14 protein-coding genes and 3 pseudogenes are annotated in these 14,475 nt (G+C 68.3%); 7 read left to right on the top strand and 10 right to left on the bottom strand.

The features are described 5' to 3' along the window. From ABZU69_RS36065 to ABZU69_RS36080, 4 genes and pseudogenes are all read right to left on the bottom strand, one after another. Positions 1-335: pseudogene (locus tag ABZU69_RS36065) on the bottom strand (hypothetical protein); the annotation flags it as partial. A 76-nt stretch (positions 336-411) separates the two neighbouring features. Continuing rightward, positions 412-1,242: a DDE-type integrase/transposase/recombinase gene (locus ABZU69_RS36070; protein ID WP_354968724.1), complete on the bottom strand. Its 831-nt coding sequence runs from the start codon at positions 1,240-1,242 to the stop codon at positions 412-414. A 320-nt stretch (positions 1,243-1,562) separates the two neighbouring features. Further along, positions 1,563-2,801 carry an IS110 family transposase gene (locus tag ABZU69_RS36075; RefSeq protein ID WP_354968734.1) on the bottom strand — a complete coding sequence of 413 codons (1,239 nt, stop codon included), beginning with the start codon at positions 2,799-2,801 and terminating at the stop codon, positions 1,563-1,565. A gap of 214 nt (positions 2,802-3,015) precedes the next feature. Further along, positions 3,016-3,378, bottom strand: coding sequence for a hypothetical protein (locus ABZU69_RS36080; protein ID WP_354968725.1), 363 nt, complete (start codon positions 3,376-3,378; stop codon positions 3,016-3,018). 244 nt (positions 3,379-3,622) lie between these two features. Here ABZU69_RS36080 and ABZU69_RS36085 point away from each other — a divergent pair, with 244 nt between their 5' ends. The 4 genes from ABZU69_RS36085 (at position 3,623) to ABZU69_RS36100 (ending at position 6,978) form a co-directional block, all read left to right on the top strand. After that, positions 3,623-4,501, top strand: coding sequence for a hypothetical protein (locus ABZU69_RS36085; RefSeq protein ID WP_354968726.1), 879 nt, complete (start codon positions 3,623-3,625; stop codon positions 4,499-4,501). Between the two features lie 76 nt (positions 4,502-4,577). Further along, positions 4,578-5,468 (top strand): DNA methyltransferase, encoded by an 891-nt coding sequence (locus ABZU69_RS36090; RefSeq protein WP_354968735.1) that lies wholly within the window; start codon positions 4,578-4,580, stop codon positions 5,466-5,468. A gap of 50 nt (positions 5,469-5,518) precedes the next feature. Beyond that, positions 5,519-6,064: a DNA cytosine methyltransferase gene (locus tag ABZU69_RS36095; protein ID WP_354968727.1), complete on the top strand. Its 546-nt coding sequence runs from the start codon at positions 5,519-5,521 to the stop codon at positions 6,062-6,064. A gap of 224 nt (positions 6,065-6,288) precedes the next feature. Beyond that, on the top strand, positions 6,289-6,978 hold the full coding sequence (locus tag ABZU69_RS36100) for an IS6 family transposase (protein ID WP_354968736.1): 690 nt from the start codon (positions 6,289-6,291) through the stop codon (positions 6,976-6,978). Positions 6,979-7,208: 230 nt separating this feature from the next. On the opposite strand, the gene ABZU69_RS36105 is transcribed toward ABZU69_RS36100, so the two are convergent. Continuing rightward, positions 7,209-7,571 carry a DsrE family protein gene (locus ABZU69_RS36105; RefSeq protein WP_354968728.1) on the bottom strand — a complete coding sequence of 121 codons (363 nt, stop codon included), beginning with the start codon at positions 7,569-7,571 and terminating at the stop codon, positions 7,209-7,211. Between the two features lie 116 nt (positions 7,572-7,687). Between ABZU69_RS36105 and ABZU69_RS36110 the strand changes: the two genes are divergently transcribed. After that, the gene (locus ABZU69_RS36110) at positions 7,688-8,380 is read left to right on the top strand and encodes a helix-turn-helix domain-containing protein (RefSeq protein ID WP_354968729.1); all 693 of its coding nucleotides are present in this window, start codon (positions 7,688-7,690) and stop codon (positions 8,378-8,380) included. 67 nt (positions 8,381-8,447) lie between these two features. Here the strand turns inward: ABZU69_RS36110 and ABZU69_RS36115 are convergent, their stop codons facing one another. From ABZU69_RS36115 to ABZU69_RS36135, 5 genes and pseudogenes are all read right to left on the bottom strand, one after another. Then, positions 8,448-8,798 (bottom strand): DDE-type integrase/transposase/recombinase, encoded by a 351-nt coding sequence (locus tag ABZU69_RS36115; RefSeq protein ID WP_354968730.1) that lies wholly within the window; start codon positions 8,796-8,798, stop codon positions 8,448-8,450. 41 nt (positions 8,799-8,839) lie between these two features. After that, positions 8,840-9,319, bottom strand: a complete 480-nt coding sequence (locus tag ABZU69_RS36120; protein ID WP_354968737.1) for an integrase core domain-containing protein — start codon at positions 9,317-9,319, stop codon at positions 8,840-8,842. Positions 9,320-9,538: 219 nt separating this feature from the next. Further along, positions 9,539-9,859, bottom strand: a pseudogene (locus tag ABZU69_RS36125) (transposase family protein); the annotation flags it as partial. A gap of 161 nt (positions 9,860-10,020) precedes the next feature. Next, entirely contained in the window at positions 10,021-11,307 is a 1,287-nt protein-coding gene (locus ABZU69_RS36130) for an epoxide hydrolase family protein (protein ID WP_354968731.1), read from the bottom strand. Between the two features lie 190 nt (positions 11,308-11,497). Beyond that, on the bottom strand, positions 11,498-12,511 hold the full coding sequence (locus tag ABZU69_RS36135) for a DUF5937 family protein (RefSeq protein WP_354968732.1): 1,014 nt from the start codon (positions 12,509-12,511) through the stop codon (positions 11,498-11,500). A 284-nt stretch (positions 12,512-12,795) separates the two neighbouring features. Between ABZU69_RS36135 and ABZU69_RS36140 the strand changes: the two are divergent. Both ABZU69_RS36140 and ABZU69_RS36145 read left to right on the top strand, forming a co-directional pair. Continuing rightward, positions 12,796-12,915: pseudogene (locus ABZU69_RS36140) on the top strand (transposase family protein); the annotation flags it as partial. 1,058 nt (positions 12,916-13,973) lie between these two features. Then, positions 13,974-14,288, top strand: coding sequence for a hypothetical protein (locus ABZU69_RS36145; RefSeq protein WP_354968733.1), 315 nt, complete (start codon positions 13,974-13,976; stop codon positions 14,286-14,288). The last annotated feature ends 187 nt before the right edge of the window (positions 14,289-14,475 follow it).

Consider the following 14,475-nt stretch of genomic DNA (forward strand, 5'->3'; position numbering starts at 1 on the left):
ACACAACCGTCCATGATCGACGGTGGCTGCCCTCGTTCCCACACCGCACCGAGCCACAGCTCAGCCAAGGTCAACAACCCCGGCTGGAGTACTAGGTCTTTGATCTCGGTTCGGCTCATGCGGCGTGGGCGGTTGCTCGAGTGGGTGTGGAGATCTGCTTCGGCGCGGGCGCGTTCGGCTTGGGTTTGTGAGATCCATTCGGTCACTACTGCGGGGTCCGCGCCGGCGTCGAGGGCGGCTCGGTAGCGCTCTAGCTTGGCATCGCATTCGGTGATGATCGTCTGGGCCGCTGCGGCGAGTGGTGGTGGTTGGTTCGGTGGCTGGGCGTCGGTCATCGCGGTGATGGTCTGTTCGATGCGGTGGGGTGTGAAGGCGGACGGAACTTGTCAAGGTCGGTGGGACCAGTGGGTGTTACGCCGCTTGGGGTAGTGGTTGATCGGTTGCCGGTTCGGGCGGGTTGATCCAGACGGCGTCGGGCAGGTGCAGCGCTTTGGGTCTGGGCCGGCGGGAGAAGCGTTCGGGGTGGGCGGTCCAGGCGGTGTCGAGGGCCTGTTCGCGTTGTTTCTGTTGGGTCGCGGCGTGGCCGTAGTGGACGTCGGCGGGGGTGTGCAGCCCGATGCCGGCGTGGTGGTGTTCATGGTTGTACCAGGCGAAGAACGTGTCGCAGAACGCGCGGGCGTGGGCCAGGGATCCGAAGCGTTCGGGGAACGTGGGGTGGTACTTCACGGTCTTGAACGCGGCTTCGGAGAACGGGTTGTCGTTGCTGACCCGGGGTCGGGAGTGCGTGCGGGTGACGCGCAGGTCGGCCAGGAGTGTGGCGACGCGTGTGGAGGTCATGGAGGTGCCGCGGTCGGCGTGCACGACCTGCGGGACGCCGTGCAGGGTGATGATCTCGGAGATGAAGTCGTGGGCGATCTCGGCGCTTTCTCTGGCGGCGACGTGGTGCCCGACGATGTATCGCGACCAGATGTCGATCATGACGTAGGCGTCGTAGTAGACGCCCTTGGCCGGGCCGGGGAGCTTGGTGATGTCCCAGGTGAACACCTGCCCCGGCCCGGTCGCGGTCAGCTCCGGACGGGCCCGGGTGGGGTGTCGGGCCTGGCGGCGCCGGTCGACGACCTGATCGTTGGTGCGCAGGATGCGGTAGAGGGTGGAGATCGAGGCCAGGTAGACGCCCTCGTCGAGCAGCGTCGCGAATGCCTCGGTCGGGGTGGTGTCGACGAACCGGTCGCTGTCGAGCACCGCCAAAACGTGAGCGCGTTCAGCGTCAGACAGTCGGTTCACCGGCGCCGGCCGCGACGCCGGCGCACGCCCATCAGGGGTGCGGGCGCGTCGGTGGGCGGTGCTGCGGGCGATCCCGGTCAACCGGGCCGCACTGCGGGTCGACGTCGCCGCGGCGAGCAACTGGGTGTGGGCGTCGGTCAGGGCTTGGTCGGCTTGGTGTCGGTGTCCGCGCTCTCGGAGATCTCGGCCAAGAGCGCGTGTGCTGATCCGAAAATGAACCCTGGGTGGGCAGGCGTCGGCATCCCGGCGGAGCCGGGATGGATCATGCTGGGAGTCGGTCAGGCAGCGGGTAGCAGGGTGACGGTGTAGCCGAGGGCTTCGAGTTGTCGGACGTGGTTGCGTTTGCGGCGTTCGGGGTTGACGCGGGTGTCGTAGAAGTCTGATCCGAGGTCGGTGAACCGGGTCGTCGGGTCGGTCAGCAGGTGCCAGACGATGGTCAGGATGGATCGGCCGACGGCGACGATGGCGCGGCGGTTACCGCGGCGTCTGGCGATGCGTCGGTAGCGTTCGCCGAGGAATGTGTCGGTCTTGCCCGCGGCGACGGCGGCCTCGCCCAGGACTCGGGCCAGGTAGGGATTGCCGTGGCCGGTGAAGCCGGTGCCCTTGCTCTTACCGGCGGATTCCTTGACCCCGGGGGCGAACCGCGCCCACGAGGCGAGGTGAGCGGGGGTCGGGAACCTGCTCATGTCGACGCCGACTTCGGCGATGATCACGTGGGCGGTGGCCGGGCCGACGCCGGGGATCTCGTCCAGACGCCGCCCGGCATCGGCGAAAGGGGCGATGTGTTGTTCGATGCGCCGGTCCACGTCGGCGATGTCCGCGGTGATCGCGTCGACGCGGGCCAGCATCTTGGCCAGCAGGAACCCGTGGTGGTCGGTGAAACGCCCGACGAACGCCTCTTCCAGCTGTGTGATCTTCGTGCGTAGGCGGCTGCGGGCCATCTGCGCCAGGATCTTTGGGTCTCGCTGTCCGGCGATCAGCGCGGCCATCATGTCGCGGCCGGAGAGCCCGAAGATGTCGCTGGCCACCACGCTCAGCTTGATCTGTGCGTCTTCCAGCAGCTTCTCGACCCGGCTGCGTTCCGCGGTACGCGCGCCGATGAGGTCGACCCGGTACCGGGTCAGGTCCCGCAACTCACGGATCGGCGCCGGAGGCACGAAACTCGGCCGGATCATCTGCCGTTCGGCGACCTTGCACAGCCAGACCGCGTCCAGCCGATCCGTCTTGGGACGCCCGGGTAGATGCTTGACATCTCTGGCGTTGACCAGCCACGGGTCGAACCCGGCCGCTTCGAGTAGATAGAACGCGGGCTTCCAGTAGTCCGAGGTCGCTTCCATGACGACTCTGGTGACCCCCAGCGTCCGGAGCCGGTCGGCCATCGTCAGCAACGACCGCGTCATCGTGGAGTAGGTAGACACCTCCTGCCGGCGGCGGCCGGCCGGCCCCTGACCGGGCACCCGCACGCAACACACCAACTCCGCCTTGCCGATATCAAGCGCCGCGACCCGCTCGATGATCTCCTCGTTGTCCTGACTCGACTCCAACACCTGCTCGCTCCTCCCACCCGACGTCCAGGGTGGTCGCCCGCAGGAGCTGCTGGAGACGAAAGCGAAGCTGATCCGCGTGCTCGAAGCAACATTGAAGGGCCCATGGCGCAGCTCCCCACACCCGACTTTTCCACGGCCTCAAAGACCAAGCGCACACGGCGTCGGCGGGCGACCACCACCATTTTCAGCCCGGAACGGGCCCGCCCACAGGGCAGCGAAGAACTTTTCCCATGATGTCCAACGCTGCCTCGGTCCGGGCGATCTTGCGGTTGGCCAGCTCCAACTGGCGGCGCAGCCGGGCGATCTCGGCCTGCTCCCCACTCGGGTGTCCGACGCTCTGACCGGGCTTCTTCCCTTGGAGCAGGCCGGCATCACGGGCGCGGCGCCACTCACTCATCAACGACGAGTACAAGCCGTTACGGCGCAGATACCCGTTGCCGTCGCCGTCGGCCACGGCTTGTTCGTACTCGGCGAGCAGCCGCAGCTTCTCCGCCGCAGGAAACGACCGCCGCCGTGGCCGGTCTGATCGAGGTCCTTCCGTCGCCATGACCCCATCGTGCCTGACGGACATATCTGTGCTGGGAATCGTCATCGAAGGAAGATCCATCCTCGCCCCGGGAGGGCTACTTGCTCTGAACCACTGGACTCACCCAACCCTGACACCCAGGGGCGCGGCGAGCATCCGACGGCACTGTCAGACGTCTGTCAGAGCAGGAGGGTGTCCGCCGGAGCTGACAGAGACCGGTTTGAGGGTGTCAGCGCATCACGGCGTGGCGTGGAGCCGACACCACATGAGCGAGCACACGCCGCAGCACCAGCCCCCAATCCACCCGGTCGACCCGCACGATGTCGACCCGACCCTGATCGACCTGATCGCAGGCGACCCGCCGGTGCCGGTCACCGTGTGGCGCACCGCCCGCACCGAAACCGACGCCGACCGCAGCATCGGCGCTCGGCTGGCCTACCGGCTCGTCTCCGCCTACAGCCGCCACCACGAGATCGTCGTCGACCTCACCGGCGACCACGCCCTGGCCGCCGTCTGCGCCGCAGGCAGCCGCCAGCACCACCCAGGCTGGTTCACCGACGCCTCCAGCCTGATCATCGGACCCCCGACCCGCCCCGCCCCCGCCGCCCCGTCCAACGACGACAGCGACCCGCCGGACATTGGCCTCTGGTTCGGCGACGACCTCACCGACCCCGGCCTTCACAGGGACACCCTCACCCGCGAGGGCGCGTCCCTGACAGGAACAACCAGCCTGGTCGTAGCCTGCTGGCCCCTCGACCCCGCCGATGCCACCAACCGGATCCGTCTTGCGTGGCTGCTGACCGCCTGCGCGCGGCTGCTACGCCCCGGCGGTTGCCTCGTCCTCGTCGTCACCGTCCCCACCACCACGGCCGGGCCGGAGGACTTCACTCGGGTGGCCACCGCCGCCGGGTCGGTCGGCCTGGGCTACCTGCAGCACATCGTCGCCGTCGCCGCAGACACCGACGGCGACAGTTTCGTCTATCACCTCACCGACGAGGAACTTCTCACCCTCACTCACCAGGCCGACCAGCAATGGGCGGCGCACCTCAAGGTGCACGCCGACCTTCTCGTGTTCAGCCCCGTCACCGGATCGAGCGTCGCACCACGACACGGGCGCCGCGACGGGGGTGACCACCGTGGCTGAGTACAACGCCTCCGCGGCTGACCCGAGCCAGCCGACCAACCCGGCAGAGGACACCTACCGAGGCCGCCACCGCGACATCGGCGGACGCCACCGGGCATCCGCCGGGCCCGAGGGCCTGTCAGTGTGGGCCACCGCTCAACGCACCGGGCCGGTGCAGCGCCGCGGCCGGTACGTCGCCGAGTCGGTCAAGCATCCTGCCCGGATGCTCCCCGCGATCGCCGCCCACGCCGTCCACGCCTATACCCAGCCCGGCGACCTGATCCTTGACCCGATGTGCGGGATCGGCACCACCCTCGTCGAGGCCGCGCATGCCGGCCGCGACGCCATCGGGGTGGAGTACGAGTCCCGCTGGTCCGACATCGCCGATGCCAACGTCACCCACGCCCACCAACAGGGCGCCACCGGCCGCGCCTCCGTCCTGCGTGGCGACGCCACTCGTCTACGATCACTGCTACCCGCCGCGCTCACCGGCCAGGTCGCCCTCGTGGTCACCTCACCGCCGTACGGGCCCACCGTCCACGGGCTTGTCCGACCCGGTGCCCACGGAGTGGCGAAGTTCGACAACGCTTACAACGACGGCACCGACAAAGGCAATCTCGCCTACCGCGACCTCACCGGCCTCACCGACGGCTTCGCGCAGATCCTCACCGGCTGCGCCAGCCTGCTGCGCCCCGGCGGCACCGTCGTGGTCACCGCCCGCCCGTGGCGCAAGAACGGCCAGCTCGTCGACCTGCCCTCGGCCGTCATCGCCGCCGGCGTCCGCGCGGGCCTGCTGCCGACCGAACGGTGCGTGGCCCTCCTGGCGGCGGTCCGCGACGGGCAGCTCGTCGCCCGTCCGTCGTTCTTCCAACTCCAATCCGTGCGCAAGTCCCGCGCCGTCGGTACCCCACTGCACCTGATCACCCACGAAGACGTCCTGATCTTCACCAAGGCCCCGCCTGATCAGTACGAGGGCGCGGATGAGTAGCACGTCCGTGCCGATCGCCGTATCCATGGCCGCCCCTCCGGGGAGGTGGCGTGAGTGACCACCCGTCGGCGCGCATCGGATCCCTGTGCACCGGAAACGGCGGTCTCGACCTGGCCGTCGAGCTGGTGCTCGGCGGCCGGCTCACCTGGTACGCCGAAACCGACCGGCACGCCCGCACCGTCCTTGCCCACCACTGGCCCGATGTCCCCAACCTCGGCGACATCCGCACCCTCGACTGGACCCGCGTCGAACCGGTTGACGTCCTCACCGCCGGCTTCCCCTGCCAGGACATCAGCAACGCCGGGAAACGCGCTGGCATCAGTGGAGAGCACTCCAGCCTCTGGACCTGCGTCGCCGACGCCATTCGCGTACTACGACCGCCGCTCGTCTTCGTGGAGAACGTCGCCGCCCTCCTACGGCGGGGACTCGACGTCGTCGAAGGTGACCTGGCCGCGCTCGGGTACGACACACGCTGGCTATGCCTACGCGCATCCGATATCGGCGCCGCCCACCGACGCGACCGCCTGTTCCTGCTCGCCACTCCCCGCTATCAATCCGCACGGGGTGCGAACGTTGCCAACACCATGCGCCCGTGACGGCAAGGGCCCCGGCCACGAGTACGGCCTTCCTGACCTCATCGAACCCGGCGGCACCCGCCACGGCCTCCTGCCCACTCTCAGGAACGCCGACAGCCGATCGTCGGCGAACGCCACCGCCGGGCACATCAAGCCGGGGACCGCGCACGGCTCCGTTGCATTGAGCGTTGGCAAGTTCGAGGCAGGCTTGACGGGTGAAACCATCAACCCGTCCTCGCCCCTGGCTGCCGCCGAAGTCGGCGTTCGCCGGGTTCCGGTTCCCGCCCGAGGTGATCGTGGCCGCGGTGCGCTGGTATCTGCGGTTCAACCTGTCCTATCGGGATGTCGAGGAACTGCTGGTTGAACGCGGCATCGAGGTCGACCACGTGACCGTTTACCGCTGGGTGCAACGCTTCACGCCGCTGCTCGCCGACGCCGCCCGATTCTGCCGCCACTCGCCGGGTGACCGATGGTTCGTCGACGAGACGTACGTCAGGGTCAACGGTGTGTGGCGGTACGTGTACCGGGCGGTCGACCAGTACGGGCAGGTCATCGACGTGCTCGTCTCTAACCGCCGGGACGCCGGCGCGGCCCGGCGGTTCTTCCGCCGGGCGCTGTCGACGTTGAAGGTGACACCCGCAGAGGTGGTCACCGACGCCGCCGCGGTCTACCCCGGCGTGCTGGATGAGCTGATCCCATCCGCGAGGCACCACGTCGAACGGTATGCGAACAATCCGATCGAGGCTGATCACAGCCGGTTGAAACACCGTTTGAGATCGATGCGCGGGCTACGGACGGACAAGTCAGCGCAGGTGATCATCGCCGGGCACGCATTCATGCAGAACCTCCGACGCGGACACTACGAACTCGCCATCGACACCCCGCCGATCACGCGGGTCGCCGCTGCGTTCACCGAACTCGCCCAAGCGATCTGACCGCGGACCCGACCGGGTTCAACACGTCCGCCCATCCGATAAGGCAACGGCGCCGGTTGTAGCGCAGGTACCAGCGGACCGCGACGACGATCACCTCCGCGGGAAACCGGAACCCGGTGAACGCCGCCTTCGGCGGCGACCAGCGACGACGAGGACTCGACGGCTGCACCCGTCAAGCCTGCCTCGATCCCTGGACACGGGCAACGCAACAGACCCCAGCGAGCTGATGGTCAATAGCTGAACGTCGTCGCCCCGTCGCCGATCCAGCGCCACATCGGCACGGTGCCGCCGAGCTCGGCCGAATCGATCAGCTGGGCCTCGTCGAGCCCCTTCGCGGTGAAGCAGATCGGGCAGACCAAAAACCTCCCACCCGCCGCCTGGTACCGCTTCACCAGGTCAGGCAGCGGCGGGCAGCCGGTGCAGGCCACCCCGGTGGCGACGCCGCCTAGCGCGAGCCGAACCGCCTCCTTGGTCAAAAACATCAGCGTCGGCCGGCCCTCCTCGGCCGCACCGACCGCCACCAGGAACGCCACGGTGACCCGCTCGGGGTCCTCCAAGCCGGTTGTCAGGCTGATGACCGCTTTTCCGGACATCTCACTCCTCCTCGGGTCTGTCGCTGTCGGTCATAAGGTTGACTGACCGGCGACCCCTCGCCCGCTACGTTTTCTATAGCGGCGAGGGCCTCCACGCCGCGAGGAAGGTGCGCGCGGTGAAGCGCTATAGCCAGTACTGCCCGGTGGCTCGGGCCGCCGAGATCCTCGCCGAACGCTGGACGCTGCTCGTCATCCGCGAGCTGCTCTGGGGCGAGGACCGGTTCAGCACCATCGCCCGGGGCGTTCCTCGAATGTCCCCGTCGCTGCTCGCGGCGCGTCTGCGCGAGTTGCAGCGAGCGGGTCTCGTGCAGCGGCATGTGGCCGACGGTGAGCCCCGCTACCGGCTGACGCCGGCCGGGGATGAGCTACGGCCGCTTCTGGAGCAGATGGGCGCGTGGGGTGTGCGCTGGATGCACGAACTGCGCCCGGACGAGTTCGACCCGGTGATGCTGATGATCGACATCCGGAGGGATTCCCAGCCTGCCCGCATGCCGGAGAAGGCCACGACGGTCCAGCTCTACTTCCGCGACGCGCCGGCAGGTCAGCAGCGATGGTGGCTCGTCCTGTCCCGGTCCGGCGGCGCCGACGCCTGCGACACCGATCCGGGCTTCCCGATCAGCGTGTGGTTGGAGACCGAGGTGGAGACTCTCACCCGCATCTGGATGGGTGACATGAGCTGGTCGGCGGCGCTGCGAGGCGGATCGCTAAGCCTGAAGGGGGAGTCCGCGGCCTGCCGCGCGCTGCAGGGGTGGCTCAATGTCAGCCCCTTCGCCGCCGTCGAGCGGGCGGCGGTCCCATTGCCCCGGTGAGGTGCTCGGATGGGTGCTGTTGCGTTACGGAATCGAGGGAGATGCCAAGCCCGTTTCGGGTCTGCGGTCAGATCACGCGGGCCAGCTCGGTAAACGCGGCAGCGACCCGCTTCGCTCGCGGGACCTCGACGGTGAGTTCGTAGTGGCCGCGTCGTAAGTTCTGCATGAAGGCGTTGCCGGCGATGATCACTTGTGCGGTCTGCTCGGTTCGTAACCCGCGCATCGGTCTCAGCCGGTGCTTCAGTTGGCTGTGGTCGGGCTCACTCGGATTGTTGGCGTGCCGCTCGACGTGGTGCCAGGCTGAGGGGATGAGGTCGTCGAGGACGGCGGGGTAGACCGGGGCGGCGTCGGTGACCACCTCGGTGGGCGTCACCTTCAGCGCCCGCAGCGCCCGTTGGAAGAACCTGTACCGCGCCAAAACTGTGTTTCAGGCTGTGGGCTGGGGATTTGCCTGGTGGATCAAGCGGCCCGGCGATACTCGTTGATCACGCCGCCCAGGACGCGGCGTCGCCGGATCGGCTTGTCGATCGCGATGACCACGCCGGGGTCGTAGTCGGGTGGATGCTGATCCAGGCTCTGGTGCGGCCGGTGCCGGTCGAAGTGGTCCTCATAGTCGCGTAGCACGGTACGGGCGTGCTGTTCGTTGTAGATCAATACCCGGTCGGTGCACTCCGCTCTGACGCTGCGCACGAAGCGTTCCGCGAACGCGTTCGCCCTTGGCGTGCGTGGCGGGGTCTTCACCACGTCGATGTCTTCGGCGGCGAACACGGCGTCGAAAGACGCGGTGAACTTCGCGTCGCGGTCGTGGATCAGAAACCGGAACCGTGTCACACGGTCCCCGAGGTCCATCACCAGGTTGCGGGCTTGCTGGGTGGTCCACGCTGCGCTCGGGTGGGCGGTGACGCCGAGGATGTGGATCCGTCGGGTCGTAACCTCCATGACGAACACGACGTACAGCCGTCGCAGCGTGACGGTGTCGACGTGGAAGAAGTCGGTCGCCAGCAGCCCGGCCGCCTGAGCGCGCAGGAACGTCCGCCAACTCGTGTCGACCTCACGCGGGGCAGGGCCGGTCCTCGATCGGGCGAGGATGCGGCGGATGGTGCCGGCGCCGACGCGGTGGCCGAGCCCGACGAGTTCGCCTTGGATGCGCCGGGCGTCGTGGCGCGCCCACGGCACCGCCGCGACCACGATGCCGTGCTCGGGGCAGGCCACCCGCGGCGCGTCGGCCTCGATCACCGCCCGCACCGGACCCAGATCCAGCGCCCGCCATCGCCGACGTCCCCGGCCGGCGTCATAGCCGACGCAGCGGCGCCCGCACCGCCCGCAGCGACGCCGTGCCCCCTTCGACGGCCTGGCGTGCACCACGACCAGCATCACCTCGGCACCGTCCTCGTCGAGGTGTTCCTCCTGCTCAACCCGCTCTACCACGGTGGTCTTACCCACCCCGAGGAGACCCTGCCATAGACTTGCAGGACGCACGCCGTTTCCCGATCTTCAGACTTCGGACCTCAGAGACCCGAAACCCTAGACCGGGAACGGCGTGCGCGCGTTTCAGCAGGTCAACCCGCCCACACATCGGTGCGAAGAGCCACAAAACCGCAGTTCACAACCCGTGCGACCAGTTATGGCACGGCACAGGGTCAACGGACCAAGCGAGCGAACCTCCGCAGCTCCTCGGTAAGAATTTCTGGTTGTTCAAACGCGGCGAAATGGCCACCACGGGGGACCGTGTTGAAGTAGATGAGCTTGGACTTGTAGACGCGTTCGGCCCAGATTCTCGGAGTTGGGATGATCTCGCGGGGAAAGACCGTGAATCCGACCGGGACCTTGAAGTCGTCGGCTGTGCCAGCGGCCCGCGCGTCCTCCCAATAGATTCGCGCCGAGGAGGCCGCGGTGCCGGGCAGCCAGTACAGCATGATGTCGTCGAGCATCCGGTCGACGCCGAGGACCCGTTCGGGATTGCCGTCGCTGTCGGTCCACTCCATGAACTTCTCGTAGATCCACGCCGCCTGCCCCACCGGGGAGTCGGTCAACGCATACCCCAGTGTCTGGGGGCGCGTGGACTGCTCGTAGATGAAGCCGGCGCCGTCGTTGAAGAACCGCTGCAGCTTGTCCAGCGCCTCCTGCTCCTGCGCCGTGGGCGGGTCGCTGACCGGGGGCTGGAATACGGGGAAGAAGTTGAGGTGGATCCCGGCGAGTCCGGCGGGCCCGAGCTTGGCGAGTTCGTGCGTCACGGAGCCGCCCAGGTCGCCGCCCTGAGCGAGCCAGCGACGGTAGCCGAGACGGGACATGAGCTCCGCCCAGGCTCCCGCGATGCGCTGGATGTTCCACCCGGACGTGGCCGGCTTGTCGGAGAATCCGAAGCCCGGTAGGGACGGCACCACGACATGGAACGCGTCCGCGGCGCTCCCGCCGAACGCCGTGGGATCGGTCAACGGCCCGATCACGTCGAGGAACTCCACCACCGAACCCGGCCAGCCATGGGTCAACACCACCGGTACGGCGTTGGCGTGCCGGGAACGTACGTGCAGAAAATGGATTCCCATCCCGTCGATCTGGGTGCGGAACTGGCCGAACCCGTTCAGCCGCGCCTCGACCTGACGCCAGTCATACCGCGTCCGCCAGTGCTCGACCAGGTCGCGTACCCGCTCCAGCGGCACGCCCTGGGACCCGTCGGGAACGGTTTCCCGCTCCGGCAACCGGGCCGCCGCCAACCGCCGCTGCAGATCGCGCAGCGTGGCGTCCGACACCGACAGCCGGAACGGTGTCACGTCCGTTGTGGCCGCCGGCAACGTCACCCCGGGCTCGGCAAACGCCGGCGATGTCCTTGTTACCGCCAACCCGAGCGGGCCTGCGACGGCGCCGACCGTGACGGCCGCCCGCAAGGCCCCGCGACGAGTCAGGCCACAAGTGTCTTCGTTCCGCACGATTCCTGCCTTCCTGGTCCGAATGATCGACGACAATCGACGCTTGCGGTGGTGGTCGTGATGAACGCCCGGTTGCGATTCAACCGGGCACCGTAGCGCGTCGAATGCGTGCGTCCGCTCACCGTCGCAGGCCTCCTGGGAGGTCACCAACGATTCGATGGCGCTGGAATCCAGCGTCGCCGTCGGTACCTCACGCGGGATCCGGACAGCCCCGCTCGAACCCCGAACCACTAGCCCCGAGCAGTCCGCTGGCCAGCGGCGTGTGCCGGTACAACACCCGGCGCCCGGAACGCCACGACGTCACCAAGCCATTGCGGCGCAGCACCGACAGGTGGAAGCTGACCGACGGCGCGCTTTGACCGAGCTCACGGGCGAGGTCGGTGGTCGACTTCGGCAGCGCCAGACAGCTGAGGATCGCCGCGCGGCTGTGACCCAGCAGCGCACCCAGCGCGTCGTCGGCGTAGTCGGCGTCTCGGGAGTCGCCTCCCCACAACGTGCCGACTCCTCGGCAGGCATAGATGAGGCTCGCGGGTCGATCGGGGCCCTTGTCCACCATCAGGTTCGGCCACGCGAACACCGACGGCACCAGCACGAGCCCGTCACCGGCCAGGTCATGGTCCACCGAGTGCCGGGGCTTGTCGATCCGCAGGATCTCACCCCGCACGCTGACCTCCGGGTGCAAGCTCGACAACAGCGCATCGACACCACCGCCGGTCAGCCGGCCAGCCCGATACGCGACGTCATCCTCCAGCACCGCGCGTAGCTCCCGCCAATGCGGCTCGATCGCCACCGACCAGTACCGCCACAGCGCGTCGGCCAACCGCCGAGCACCAGCCGCCCCTTCGGCAGCCAACGTCCGCGCCGGCGCGGGCATCGGCTCCCGACCCCACACCGCCGCCAGGTCGGCACGGATTCCCGCCACGGGCGACTCGGCAACCAACCGCAGCTGGTCGTCGATGGTGCCGGCGTCGGTGGCCGCCACGAACAGGAAATCCGCCACGTACGCGCTCGCAGGCACAACCGCGCCCAGCAGCCCCATGTCCAGACCACGCAGGCCGTCCCGCGTCGCCTCCAACCAGCCCTGGTGCAGCGGCGACACCCGCCCCGACGACAACTGGTACAGGCTCTCAATCACCTCGGCGAGAGGCGAGAACGCAAACCGCATCCTCGCCACATCAGCCAGACCCATCCGGAGCCGGATCACCCCGCCATCCTAGGTTCACGGACGCTGAACCTTCGCCCTTGACCCTCGGCGTCAGGCCGACACCCGCCCACGAGCCCCTCCCCGGCCCGATGGTCGGGAGTGTCAAATTTTCGGCTCTGGCACGAAGAAGCGTGGTGTGGTGGTTTGGGTTGGTGGGTCGTGATACTGCAGGGTGGGGCCGGTGTGTCTCGGACCTGATCAAGACGGTGTGTCCCGACCTATCCTCCATAGTGGTTGATCAGGTAGTTGATCAGGGTCAGGTGGTGTGCATCCAGGCCCGGACGATGGCGGAAGCGGCGGCCTGCCCGGAGTGCGGGCAGCCAGCACGGCGGGTGCACGCTTACCATCTGCGGCGGTTGGCCGATTTCCCGATCGCAGGCCGCGGCGTGATCGTCGAACTGCGCGTGCGGCGTATGTCAGACCCACGGCTGCCCGCGGCGGACCTTCCGGGAACAGTGGCCCGAGATGGCGTCGCGGCGTACCCGGCAGTTGACCGCGTTGATCGCGGACATCGCGGTAGTGCTGGCTGGTCGCGCTGGCGAGGCGGTGCTGTCCCGGTTGGGGGTCAGCGTCTCGCGCACCACGGTGCTGCGGTTGCTGATGGCACTGCCGATCCCCTCGGAGCCGGTTCCGGCGGTGCTGAGCGTGGACGACTTCGCGCTACGGCGCGGGCACCGTTACGCGACCCTGCTAATCGATGCGGTCACCCACCGCCGGGTCGACGTACTGCCCGGCTGCAGGGCCGCCACCCTGGCCGCGTGGTTGCGAGAGCATCCCGGGGCCGAGATGGTTCGCCGGGACGGATCAGCCGCCGAGTGCTCCGACAGACGTGTCGCGCATCCTGGTTGTGGGCGAGGTCAGCCCATCCGCCGAGTCGTGGATGGTCGCCGCGATGGGCGAGAGTGTCGTCGCTTAGGTCAGCTGCACCACGGCGGCGGCAAGGCGGTCGAGGCTGGCGCGGTCCTACGGCTGCGAGGGCGTCGTACCGTCGATGTCCTCGAACGCGAGGACCGTCCAGTGGCCGTCATCGAGGGTTTTGAGGAACCGGGGCGCGGGGACCTGCGCCGGCAGAGCCGCGGCCACCAGGGCTTCAGTCCGGTATGTGCCGGCCTCCAGGGGCCACCTCTGGGCGTTCATTGCCTTGACAAAGACGCGGCGCCCGTTGCTCAGGGTCAGGCCGGGACGCGAATCCGGGCGAGAAGCCGCCAGGGCAGCTCTGGGCCCGGATGACGTGAGCACCAATCAACTCCTCGACGGCCGCACCTGCGGATGCTGGCATGCCGGCCCAGAGCAGTCGGCGCTTGCTGATCATCGTGGCAGTCTCCGGGTGGGGGTGGTCGCGTAATTAGTGTCGATGGTCGAGGCTCGGACATGCTCAACTGCCGCGAGTGGTGGCGCCAGACGGGCCGCTGCGCTGACCAGCTGACAACAAAAGTGTGCGACCGCGTGGTAGGACGAGGCCATGTATCTCGTTCGCCTGTCGCACGCCGGCCCGCATTGGGATCTTGCGAGGCCGATGGAAGAACAGACCGGCTGGCTCGCGCACGCGTCGTACATGGACCTGCTAGTCGACGAAGGGATCGTCGTTCTGGGCGGTCCGCTCGACGACGTACGCGTGGTGCTGGCTATGGAGGCCGAGTCCGAGGAGGCCGTCCGGGCGGTACTCGGCCGGGATCCGTGGAGCGGCACCCACCTGCGGATCGACAGGATCGACCCGTGGACGATCCGCCTGGACGGCCGCCATACCAGGGCTGACCGGTCGAACATCGGTTCGTAGCCGTGAACCGCGCACGGCCCCGTAAACGCCGACCGCGTGGGCGAGGCCGAGCAAGCTAAGTGCTCGGGTTCGTAAGTCCTTCGGGGGTTATGCAGGGCGATTGCGTAGTCGATCGGTGGGTGCCCTGAGCTGGGAATCTACGGGGTGAGTGGCCTCTGTGGAGGCGGGAAGAGCGGGTGAGATCGCG

Source organism: Micromonospora sp. NPDC005206 (assembly GCF_040608175.1).
In the GTDB taxonomy this organism is placed as follows: domain Bacteria; phylum Actinomycetota; class Actinomycetes; order Mycobacteriales; family Micromonosporaceae; genus Micromonospora.